Here is an 11,599-nt window from a genome sequence, read left to right on the forward strand (position 1 = left end):
ACAGGGCCGGCCAAGTGGAGACGGTGGCACCTGCTTTACGTTGCAGCACGGTTAGGCAATAGAATTGACACCTTAGAAGTCACTGACTAGGATACACCTCACCGTCGATTCCATTTTTCCCCAGATGTGTCATCGACTGTGAGGAGGTGTTAATGTCCGACGCTCGTCTGTCCGAATCCCGAGAGACCCTTTCATCACCTAAGCCCTCTCACTCAGCCAGCAATCAGGTCGAGGCGGTGTTCGAGGCAGTCGTCTTCGCCAGTCGATGGATTCAAGCACCGCTCTATGCCGGCCTCATCGTCGCGGAGCTGCTCTACGCCTACAAATTTCTTCTCGAGCTCTGGGAAATGGTGATCCACATCAACCGAATGAATGAAACCGTGTTCATGCTAGGAGTGTTGGGTTTGATCGACGTGACCATGGTGGCCAATTTGCTGACCATGGTCGTGATCGGCGGATACGCGACGTTCGTCAGCAAGCTGGATTTGGAACAGCATCCGGACCGCCCGGATTGGCTCACACACGTCGATCCCGGTACGATCAAAATCAAACTCGCGGCCTCGCTGATAGGAATCTCCAGCATTCATCTCCTGAAAGCCTTCGTCGACGTGGCGAACGAGAACCCTGAACACATCAAGTGGAAAATCTTTATCCACATGACGTTCTTGGCCTCGGCCATCCTCTTGGCCTGGACCGATAAGATCATGCAGAAAGACAAGAAGCACTGAACGCTGCATGCAACCAAGTCGTCGCCGGTAGGTACGCATGGCCGGTCTCCATTCCAATCAAGACCGACCCGGCCAATCATCACGAAAAGCGTGCAGGAGCGAGGCCACACTAGCGTGAGGGTGCTTCAGGAACCCACGAGAGAGCCACGGACTTGATCGCTTCGACAGTGAGTGGTCCATCGAGATATCCGTCGATGTGACACGTCCTATTGGCAGGAAGATCTCTGCCGGATAGCACGCGCCCGAGGGCGACTATGTGAAGGCTCGGTGAACGTTCCTTGAGTTGCAACACGGTCATGCGTTCCGTCTCATCGACCAGCCGGTCGAAATCCGCGAATAGCAGCAGCGGGGTCGGCATGGGGCGTAGACTCCTCAGTTCCTCCACGGAGATGACCGTTTGAACTCGACAGCCGAGCTTTTCTAACGTTCTCACCAGGACTGTCTGACTGACCACATCCTTCATCATGACCAGCGCATTCCCAGACTCGAAAGTCGGCTTCCGACTATCACTGGCTCGAGCAAGCGATAAATCAAACCAAAATTGGCTTCCTTTCCCAGGCTCACTTTCGAATTCCAGCGTTCCGCCCATCAGTTCGACGAGCTGTTTGGCAAGTGCCAATCCCAGCCCGGTCCCGCCATACCTGCGTCGATCGGACCCGTCTGCCTGCACAAAAGGCTGGAACAATCGGTAGGCAGCCGACTTACTGATTCCGATCCCAGTGTCGCTGACGAGAAATCGGATACGGCTGGCCCCTGGTTGCAGCCCGGACGACGGCTCGCCGGATGATGGAGCCACGAGTTGGACGCGCAACCACACCTCTCCCCGTTCGGTAAATTTCACAGCGTTACTGAGCAACACCGAAAGAAGACGGCCGATGCGGGCCGGATCGCCCCAGAGTTTCATCGGCACCGTGGATGCGATTTCATGGCGAAGGAGAATACCTTTCTCTTCCGACCGCTCTTGGAACAGCGCGAGATTCTCGTTGATCACCGCACTCAACACAAATTCCTCCCGGATGAGCATGACTCGCCCTGATTCCAATTTGGAAAAGTCCAAAATATCGTTCACGATTTCGAGCAATGCTTTGGCAGACATCCGAATCGTCTCGGCACAATCCCGCTGCTCCGGCGTCAGTTCGGTATCAAGCAACAATTCATCCATCCCGATAATGCCGTTCATCGGAGTACGAATCTCATGGCTGATCGTGGCAAGAAATTCCGACTTCAACCGGGCACCTTCAAGAGCCCCGTCTCGAGCCTGAACCAGCTTGTCCTGACTGTCCCGCAACTCTTGTATGGCTTGACCCGCTCGTAACATGTATCGCACCCGGTGTCTCAGCAACAGGCCATTGATCGGCTTGACGATGAAATCGGTCGCTCCCGCATCATACGCTTGCGTCACGGACTGATAGTCTTCCAGTCCTGTCATGATCAGTATTGGTGTATGCATGCCTTCCGGCAACCGCCGCAACTCCGCACAGACGGAAAAGCCATTCATTTCAGGCATCATGATGTCCAGCAGCACCAGATCGGGATGGACCCCGACGAACATCTTAAGCCCTTGTCGACCATGTTCGGCCTCTTCAACCAACCAGCCCGACTGTTCAAGCGCCTCACGGGCCAGCAATCGCGCGACGGAATCATCGTCGATGATCAGAACGGTCGGGCGATGCTCCTCCGTCATGCCGCGGGCCTCTCTTTCTTCAACTCTTGCCGAAAGGCAGTACACGCAGCCGTGTAATGTTGCTCGAGTTCGCTCAAGATTTCGTGAGCACGACCCAGGTCTTGGCCGGCACCCATCAGTTCTAATTCTCGACAGTCGGCAGCCAGAACGGAGGCTCCGAGTTGGGCACTGCTCGACTTCAGACAATGTGCGGAAGCCCGCAACTCATCCGCATTCTTTGACAGGACGGCGCGGCGTATCCGATCAACCATCACTGGTGACGTTTCGATATATTCAGACAGGATGCGAGCTAAGATGTCCGAGTGGCCAGGTCGTTGCAATTCGCGGATGGCAACCAATGCCGATTGATCAATGATCGTCGCTTCGACACGTGTGTCATCAAGCGTCCCTACCCGCTGAGGAACGGTTTGGTGTCGGTCACGAGTCTGCCGCGGTGGTAAGCTCGGCGTTGCGCCACACCCTTCTACCAGGGCGGTTTGTCCTCTCGGCAGCCAACGAGCCAATACCTGTTCAAGTTGTGAAACTGTGTAGGGTTTCGTGAGGTAATCGTCCATGCCGGCGGCAAGGCAAAGTTCCCGGTCTCCCTGCATCGCGTGTGCCGTCAGAGCCACGATCGGCACCCGGCGGATGTCTGTATCCCCCACTCGTTGGGCTTCATGTTCTCTGATCAACCGGGCTGCGGCACAACCGTCCATCTCAGGCATCTGGCAATCCATGAAGACGAGCGCATAGTCCGTCGTAGCTGTGGCCTCGACCGCTTCTCGCCCGTTTTCAGCCGTATCGATCAGGCAGTTGAACGCTTCCAGCATGCCGTACGCGACCTCGCGGTTCACCGGGTTGTCCTCAACCAGCAGAATGCGCACTTCAGCGGATCCGACCGGTTGGTGATCGATGTGTTCAGACTCACCCTCATGGCCTAAGATGGGAGATGACACAGGGCTGGGAACGGAATTACATTGCGCGAAATAGGCGGTAAACCTGAAGATGGACCCCTTACCCGGATGACTCCAGAGCTCGATGTTTCCATCCATCAAGGTGACAAGCTGCTTGACGATTGCGAGGCCCAAGCCGGTCCCACCGTATTTCCTGGTGGTCGAACCATCGGCCTGGGAAAATGCGTCGAAGATATGGGCTTGAACTTCGGGAGCAATGCCGATGCCGGTATCATGGACCGTAATGGATAGTCCGTGCAGATTCACTCTCTGACCCTCAAGAGCAACACATACCTTAATGCTTCCCTGTTCCGTGAATTTGACCGCATTTCCGACCAGATTCACGACGATTTGTCTCAACCGGATCGGATCGCCGATCAGATACCCGGGGATAGCACGGTCGATCTGCCAGGATAGTTTCAGATGCTTCTTCTGAGCAGCCGGTCCTAACAGATCAACCGCTTCCTGGATCGTCCGACGAACTTCAAAGGGAATCGCCTCAAGCTGCAGCTTCCCGGCCTCGATCTTCGAAAAGTCCAAAATGTCGTTGATGATGGCGAGTAACACCGTGCCGGATCGGTGGATCGATTCCGCCAAATAGCGCTCTCTCTCACTAAGCTCACATCGCAGCAAGAGATCCGCCATCCCCAACACTCCGTTCATGGGAGTGCGAATTTCGTGGCTCATGTTTGCCAGGAACTGACTCTTGGCGCGACTGACGGCCTCGGCAGTTTCCTTGGCATGCCGAAGCGCTTCCTCGGCCGATTTTTGATCAGTGACATCGATATTGATGCCAACCATACGATTCGACAACGCAGCATCGCTCTTGATCGCAGTCCCGCGCCCGAGAATCCACCGATAGGAGCCGTCCTTATGACGAAGGCGATGTTCAAGTTCAAATCGAGACGGTCGCGTGAGCAAATATGCCTCGATGGTATTCCAAACGCGGTCGTAGTCGTCGGGGTGCAGCCGGCTTTTCCACTCCGTGAATGTATTGCCCAACTCCTGATCCTCATACCCAAGCTGCCGCTTCCATTCAGGCGAGAGATACACAATATTCGATTTCAGATCCCAGTCCCAAATCCCAATGTTCGCGCTCTGTACCGTCATCGTCAGCCGTTCTTCACTGGTCCGCAATGCCTGCTCAACCTTCCTTCTATCGGCAGCCTCGATGGCTAAGGCCACCGCATTCGCGATGGACGCGGCGAAATGTTGCTCTTCGCGCGTCCAACGCCGCATGGCGCCGATGTGCTCATGACAGATCACACCGATCATCCTGCCTTCCGAGAGAATCGGAACATCGAGCATGGACGTAATTCCCAGCGGCGCCAAATACCCTTCGGTAAATTCAGCAGTCCTCGGATCGGCTTGCGCGTCATCGGCCGATACGATTCGCTCGGTATCCAGCTCCTGAAAATACCGCGGATACGCGGCTGCCGACAGTTCGAGGCCTTGAGAATGTTCTCGGGTGGTCAATTGATAAAGATTGCCGCACTGAATAGCGGAGCGATCCGCCGTAAAAAACCAGATGCTGACTCTCGCGGCATGAAGACACTCCGCTGCCACGCGTGTGACGGTTTGGAATGCTTCTTGAAGATTGCCCCCGTAGACTTGTGGACTTTTGGCCACTTCCGACAATCCCGCCTGGATTCGACGAAGAAGGCCTTCGGTCTGTTGCCGCTCTCGCTCTACTCGTTTCTCCTGACTGATGTCTCTGAATACGAGCACCGCGCCGGTGACGGTGCCATTCGAGAGCATGGGGGTCACGACCAGCGAGATGGGCACAAACTGACCGTCCATTCTCACCAACAAACCATCGTCCGTTCGGTACGGTTCACCGGAAGCAAGCGTCGGGAGCGTGGCATCGGTGATGAGGCAGTGTTCTCGGTATGCTTCGGGTCCCGGAGAGATCATCCGATAGACAGGACGATCGCCTAGGGCATGCGCGGCTTCTCCCAACAGTTGCTCGGCGTGAGGATTCATCATCTGAATCTTCCACGCCGCATCCACGACGCACAGTCCATCTCCCAGGGCGTGCAAAACCGCCTGGAGTTTGTTTCGCTCCTGTGCGAGCTGAGTTTCGCTGGTCTGTTTGAGTTGTGCATAGAGATCCTGCATCTCCTTTGAAGAGAGGGCCAGCGATCGTTCCAGGAGCGCATGACCTTGATCGGCTTCCATATAGCTCCGGCTGATCCTCTCCAGCAGATCACTCCACACCTCCGGCGACGGTGGGAGATGCTCTTGATCTAGGCCTAATCGCCTCAGTTGTCGCGCCAGTAGAGGGTGCATGAGGAATCACGCCGCTTCGCTCAGCGTCGTCAGCGTCATCGTCTGATTGTGAAGATCGCAGGTTCCCGCCGTATGCGGAGAAATCTCTCCATAAGAATAGAATCCGATCTGCTGCGTCCCTTTGGGAAACACATCCAGAGTGGCCTCGGTTTCCTCTTCTGTCCGCTCTCCGAGTACAAGTCGTCGGCCGACGCAACTGATGGCCACGGCTAAGGTGCAGGAGTTGGCGTCGGCTGCTGCCTTGGTGGAAACCGCCGCTTCGGACGCCCCATGGACGAGCCGATCAAAATTGGCCTTCATCAGCTGCGCGAGAGATCCTTCCGGAATATCGCCGGCGAAGGTCAGAGACTGTTCCTCTTCGTTCACCGCGAGAATCGTTCGAACCAGGCTCTTGGAATCTTCTTGATGGGCACGTAATGCGAGCGGAAAGAGGAGGCCGGTTGCCGGCAAACCGCAGGCTCGATCACCAAGATACTCCTTATACAGCTGAAGGGCAGGACGCCCATCGAGCTCGAACAGGACGTTCCCCTTTGATCTGGTAACACGCCGCTCATGGCCGAACCGATCCCAGCCACCTTTTGTTCCGTGCCCGATCCTGATGCGATCTCCATAGAAACCGACAGCCGTCACAAAACCCGATTGAGGCCGGCGGTCCTGCAGCACCCAGGTCCGATGAAATCGATCACCATCGCCGGCCAATCCGCCGGTTACCACGACGGAAGGGGATACCTCTGAATTCAGGCCCCGTACCAGTTCGCTCCCGTTCACACAAAGGCCGTCCGAAAGGACGAGGATGCCTTTCAGTCGTGGGTCGTTCAGCTGTCTTGCAATATGCTGTCCAGCGGAGAACGAATCTTCCGCTGAGTGAGCAGGCGCACTGGCCATCCGAAGTTCCGTATGATCGAATCGGACAACCGCCGCGCTCACGCTCTCGTCGAAGATCTGCGTCCCTAAAATCTCGCCGGCGGTCGAGCAGCCGATAACCGTCGAATGGGGATATTCATCGACCAACTCGCGGATCGGGTTGTCAGCATCGATAAAAGCGGAAGAACCGAACAGCACGATCAGTGTCCGATGGGAATCTATCTGAGGCCGATTCTTGATGGACCACCCTTCACTACGATCATACTGGAGCGTATGCGCCTCCATCTTGCACTCTCCTTTATGTTCAAAGGCAAACAGGACACCGATCAGCACTTGCGGCAAACCAACTAGGTAGTGTTTCGGTAGGTCAATCAAAAAACTTGATAAGACTGGGGATGAGGGCTACGGGAATGGCAACCAATCGATACCTTAGGTGAATTCTAAATCCTACAGATGTACACCTACGTGCTTGATAAGGCACCGGATCGTGCTAGGAGCAGGGGAAACCTTGAATTAATTCGGTTCCGAGTGAGGCCGCCATTCAAGCCCTGCCAGTAGGGAGTCCCGGTGAGAACCCAGATCGTACCGCACTATTACCCTTTGTGGAGGTGGTGGATATCAGCCAGCAGCGCCTTGAGGCGATGGTATGGCCCTGCTCATATGAAACTTATGACCAGGCTGAAGTAAGGCTTCCCCTTGCATCACGCCAATGGGGTGTCCAGGCGAGGGTCACGAGTTTGACAGCAATGTTAGCCTTGGTGGGTTTGATAGAGATGGTTTCGAGTTTTTCGTTCAACGGATCGGATGCGGCAGCCAACGCTTCGCTCTCCGACTTGAACTGCGCTTCGAGATCCATCAGTTGCTGTTGAAGCGACGCGACATTTTCCTCGGCTACTCCGACATCCTGCGACTCTTTCATGACGCGGCCGGCACTCCGGATCGCAGTCGTGGCTCGTCCGATATTCGACGCGCTGATCGCTTTCCGTCCAAGAAAGGCCCCCAGAATGGAAGCTCCCACGGAAATCGCCGCTTGCATCTGGCTGGAACGGGATTCGGTCTGCTGCCTTTCCTTCGCCAACTCCGCACGCCTGACTCGTTCTTGAAGTGTCGCAATCTTGGAACCGTATTTCTGGCGAAGCGCCTCCGCGCCCTTATCGCGCTGTTCTCGCCCGGTCTGCTGTAGCCGCACTCGGAAGTCGCGCTCAGATTCACCCGGTTTCGACACTTCCTTGGTAATGGAACTCCTGTACAACTCTATTTTCTGCGTCCGGAAGAGCCAACCGCCGAACTCCTTGTTCCAGTCGGTATAACTCTTGGCCTTGCCGGCACTTGCCGGCAAGGCAAGAAACTGCGCGCCCTCCTCTGGGTTCTGTTCGAGATCGGCCACCGCCACATCAACTGGTGTTCCACGGTCCCAGTCGACAGCCACCGGGCCATCGCCCATGGGTGCCAGGACGACCACATCTTGGATCGTATCGATCCCGCTTTTCGTATCGGAGAAGCGGACCTGCGACGAGCCGAGCAACATGGGCGCATAGATCAACTCGCGGCTTTCAGGCTGCGTCCCGCGCAATGGCACGAAGTGTTGCGGGACATCCGGCGGGACGATGGGACGTGCGCTGCCTTTGGGCGACTTGGCTGGTTTTCCGGCAGCACGAGGCGCACCAATTTCCGATTGAGCACCGCGCACTGGATCCATCAGCTGCTTGATCTGTGTTCTTGTCAGAGGGCCACGGAGATAGGAGAGGCACCACCGCGTCTCAAACACGACCGGCTCATCCTCATGCACATTGTTCATCAGGAAGATCCGATTGCCGAGACCTGCCAGGGTTTGTTCCATGCGGCCACGGTCGAATTTCTTCCCGGCGCTGGTCGAAGCCCCCTCCAACCCCTCCAACACTCGGGCTTTATCCCGTTCAGTCTGCAATCGCCCAATGAACCACGTGCCCGTATTGGCCAATCCCTTGTAATCGAGATCGACGGGATTCTGCGTCGCGAGTACGACACCCAAACCAAACGCCCGCGCCTGCTTGAGCAAGGTCATCAGCGGCAGCTTGGATGGAGGATTGGCCACGGGCGGGAAATACCCGAAGATCTCGTCCATATACATGAGGGCCCGCAGACTCGTGGTGCCCGATTGAGCCCTCATCCAACCGACGATCTGACTGAGCAAGAGCGTCACGAAGAACATGCGTTCTGCGTCGTTCAAATGCGCGATTGAAAAGATCGCCAGACGCGGCTTGCCTGCCGAGGTGTAGAGCAGGTGCTGAATATCGAGCGCTTCCCCTTCCAGCCAGGCCTGAAAACCCGGAGCAGCCAAAAGATTGTTCAGCTTCATCGCGAGTGCAAAGCGGTCCTTCGACGGGAAAAACGACTCCACATCCATCACACCGATCTTCGACACCGGCGGCGATTGGATGGCTTGAATCAGTGCCACAAGATCGAGATCCTCCTCTTTCTTCCACGTTTGATCCAGAATCGTCGAAAGGAGAATGTGCTCTCGGCTTTGGATCGGATCGGCCTCGATCCCAAGCAAGCCCAGCAGACTGGTCACAGTCGTACTGATCCGTTCACGTAGAAGTTCACTGTCTTCACGGACATCGGCAGCCGGCGCGGCAAACGATTTGAGGATAGAGACCGGGAGTCCGGCATTACTGCCCGGTGTATAAATCGCGATGTCTGCAGCATCCCGGAGTCGCTGAATACGTGCACCATCCTGTTGCCAGCCAGCCAAGCCCTTGGTCCATAATTCAGCCTGTGCCTCAGCATACTCGATTGACGACAGGCCTTTCTTGCGCGCATCGTCCTCATTGATCCACGGCTGAAAGTCCTCGCCTTTGAGGGATGGGAACGTCAGCATCAAATTGCCGAGGTCGCCCTTCGGATCGATGATAATGGCGGGAATGTTGTCGATCGCCGCCTCTTCAAGAAGCGCAAGACAAAGGCCGGTCTTACCGCTGCCGGTCATGCCGACGCAAACAGCATGCGTCACGAGATCTTTGGAATCGTAGAGCAGCAAACCAGGCTTGGCTTGCTTAGCCGCGAGATCATATGGCCGTCCCAGGTAAAAGACACCGAGCTTTTCGAAATCTTCCGTGGTCAGGGGTACAGACGGGGACGCCGGTGAGGATTTCCTTTCGACACTCTCGGACTTCGCATTCGAGTCGGTCTTTTTCGATTTCGGCATACCCATACCCCCCCTCGCTCAACGGCCGAGATAGATGTGTGCGGTATTGTAGTGACCTAAAGAAAGTGCTGCAAGCGGGCTTGGTAAGGACTCATCTCTCAGGGAGCTACGGTCCTAAGCTTAGCGGGGAACAGACAATACGGTATGAAAGTTGACTATGACTCGAAGAATAACACATCGTCGTATCCTCGATCGTCACCATTCTTTGAAGATGATGAACACCGCTACTACGATCAGCGCAAACCCCACCACATAGTTCCACTTCATCGCCTCTTTCAAATAGACGACCGAGAAAATCGAGAACACCACCAACGTGATCACCTCCTGGATCGTCTTGAGTTGCGCCGCACTGAACTGGGCATGGCCGATCCGGTTGGCCGGCACTTGAAAACAGTATTCGATAAAGGCAATCCCCCAACTTGCCAGAATCACGGTGAACAACGGATATTCCTTGAATTTCAAGTGGCCGTACCACGCCAATGTCATGAATATGTTCGAGATCGTCAACAACGCGACAGTCTGCATCGGACACACCCCTCCTTCTTGTAAGCACTCTTGGCATATTGTCCTTTGAATTCACGCAACAGAAAGGCAAATGCTCAATTACCGGAAAGACCTATGGAGGCGCAAGTGGTGAGCGGATAAGACGTGAAAAGAGAGCGGTCAGACAGAGAACACATCTAGCTGCATGTCACGCCAAACTACATAGTCACCTTATCGAAGAAATCCCAGAAAATACAGCAAGACCAAGAGACTGACCGGCACACCGAGGAGCCATAGAATAAAACCTTTCCCCATCGTTCCCATAGAACCCTCCTTCTTCGATTCATGTTTTCGCGACTATTGAATCAGCAATGAGTGTGCTCGTCAGTTAACCGGAGGTCTGCGACCTGTCAGCAAATGTACAAGCAAAAAAATGATCGCAATAAGAAATAACACCCAAGAAATATGCGTGGCCACGGCGGCTGCACCACCGGCCCCCACCGCCGCCGCAACAAATCCTATGATGAGGAACACCAGCGCATAGTAGAGCATACGATTCCCCTCCGGTTGCGCGAAGAACCGGATCCCGATCCGGTTCTTCGCTGCCTCAACTGTTCATCGAACGGACATACGGTCATCTATGAACACTGCGAATCAATTTACTGGCTCTATGCTTTCCGATTTGTAAGCGTTTCGTTCGCTTCATTTGCATCGTGACAACGAAGGATAGCTTGATCAGGTTGTATCGGACCAATTGATGACGCAGAACCTTTCACAAGCTTCTCCAGAGAATCGAGATATTCCCCATATCTCCACACTGACTTTTGGCTATCGCAGAACACCGACCATGTCAGTACGCGTTTCATTCTCAGCCTGTTACTTATCGGTCTTCTCGGACTTAATAGGGTGGTGTTGCTTAAACCATTCATCGGTCCAACGTTTCACTTCTTCTCTCCTATCGCCGTACCGTTCCTGCACCCTGCCCTCGAACTTGTCGTAATTGCCTTCGATGACGAGCAAGTCATCGTCGGTTAATTTTCCCCATTGCTTCTTCAAATCGCCTTTGAATTGTTTCCAGTTTCCCTCAAATTGGTCCTTATTTACGATCAGAACGACCGGAGGGATCTCTGAATGCATGTTCACATTTCCACTACTCATGGCAGATGCCGTCGAACCGGGACCGACCCAAACACCCGTCATGATGAGAGCCGCTACGAAAAATGGAACTGACCGAATTATCTTCATAAAACCTCCCGTGTGTGTCCTGCGGGAAGTATTAGGCAAAGGACGGGCCACGAAACGTTCATGTGCGAAAGACCCGCTGAGACTTTGATTTAATAGGGAATAGCTGAATTATTTGTTAGAGGAGATTAGCGGTATGAGATGGGTCGGAGCTGACAAGTTGTCAGAGGATAAAGCGAAGGTGGTTAAA

Annotated in this window: 8 protein-coding genes; 1 reads left to right on the forward strand and 7 read right to left on the reverse strand. The window is 54.8% G+C overall.

Annotated features, from left to right (window positions below; translation table 11 throughout):
* Nucleotides 1-152: 152 nt before the first annotated feature.
* On the forward strand, nt 153-728 hold the full coding sequence (locus H8K04_16800; GenBank protein ID UVT15449.1) for a TIGR00645 family protein: 576 nt from the start codon (nt 153-155) through the stop codon (nt 726-728).
* Nucleotides 729-837: 109 nt separating this feature from the next.
* Here H8K04_16800 and H8K04_16805 read toward each other — a convergent pair whose 3' ends face one another.
* The 7 genes from H8K04_16805 to H8K04_16835 all read right to left on the reverse strand — a co-directional run bounded on the left by H8K04_16805 (nt 838) and on the right by H8K04_16835 (nt 11,304).
* Nucleotides 838-2,412: a response regulator gene (locus H8K04_16805; GenBank protein UVT15450.1), complete on the reverse strand. Its 1,575-nt coding sequence runs from the start codon at nt 2,410-2,412 to the stop codon at nt 838-840.
* Complete coding sequence (locus H8K04_16810; GenBank protein UVT15451.1) at nt 2,409-5,633, reverse strand: PAS domain S-box protein; 3,225 nt, start codon at nt 5,631-5,633, stop codon at nt 2,409-2,411. Before H8K04_16810 ends, H8K04_16805 begins: the two co-directional genes overlap by 4 nt.
* Before the next feature lie 6 nt (nt 5,634-5,639).
* Nucleotides 5,640-6,782, reverse strand: a complete 1,143-nt coding sequence (locus H8K04_16815; GenBank protein UVT15452.1) for an FIST C-terminal domain-containing protein — start codon at nt 6,780-6,782, stop codon at nt 5,640-5,642.
* A gap of 382 nt (nt 6,783-7,164) precedes the next feature.
* Nucleotides 7,165-9,600 carry an ATP-binding protein gene (locus tag H8K04_16820; GenBank protein ID UVT18024.1) on the reverse strand — a complete coding sequence of 812 codons (2,436 nt, stop codon included), beginning with the start codon at nt 9,598-9,600 and terminating at the stop codon, nt 7,165-7,167.
* A gap of 279 nt (nt 9,601-9,879) precedes the next feature.
* The gene (locus H8K04_16825; GenBank protein ID UVT15453.1) at nt 9,880-10,209 is read right to left on the reverse strand and encodes a DMT family protein; all 330 of its coding nucleotides are present in this window, start codon (nt 10,207-10,209) and stop codon (nt 9,880-9,882) included.
* Nucleotides 10,210-10,551: 342 nt separating this feature from the next.
* On the reverse strand, nt 10,552-10,719 hold the full coding sequence (locus tag H8K04_16830) for a DUF1328 domain-containing protein (GenBank protein ID UVT15454.1): 168 nt from the start codon (nt 10,717-10,719) through the stop codon (nt 10,552-10,554).
* 324 nt (nt 10,720-11,043) lie between these two features.
* Nucleotides 11,044-11,304 (reverse strand): CsbD family protein, encoded by a 261-nt coding sequence (locus tag H8K04_16835; GenBank protein UVT18025.1) that lies wholly within the window; start codon nt 11,302-11,304, stop codon nt 11,044-11,046.
* Between the last annotated feature and the right edge of the window lie 295 nt (nt 11,305-11,599).

The sequence above is a fragment of the Nitrospira sp. genome, from assembly GCA_024760525.1.
Classification (GTDB): domain Bacteria; phylum Nitrospirota; class Nitrospiria; order Nitrospirales; family Nitrospiraceae; genus Nitrospira_D.

Bases quoted from the DNA above. Each gene is read 5' to 3' on its own strand.
- H8K04_16800 (UVT15449.1), top strand. From the start codon at position 153: ATGTCCGACGCTCGTCTGTCCGAATCCCGAGAGACCCTTTCATCACCT.
- H8K04_16805 (UVT15450.1), bottom strand. From the start codon at position 2,412: ATGACGGAGGAGCATCGCCCGACCGTTCTGATCATCGACGATGATTCC.
- H8K04_16810 (UVT15451.1), bottom strand. From the start codon at position 5,633: ATGCACCCTCTACTGGCGCGACAACTGAGGCGATTAGGCCTAGATCAA.
- H8K04_16815 (UVT15452.1), bottom strand. From the start codon at position 6,782: ATGGAGGCGCATACGCTCCAGTATGATCGTAGTGAAGGGTGGTCCATC.
- H8K04_16825 (UVT15453.1), bottom strand. From the start codon at position 10,209: ATGCAGACTGTCGCGTTGTTGACGATCTCGAACATATTCATGACATTG.
- H8K04_16830 (UVT15454.1), bottom strand. From the start codon at position 10,719: ATGCTCTACTATGCGCTGGTGTTCCTCATCATAGGATTTGTTGCGGCG.
- H8K04_16835 (UVT18025.1), bottom strand. From the start codon at position 11,304: ATGCATTCAGAGATCCCTCCGGTCGTTCTGATCGTAAATAAGGACCAA.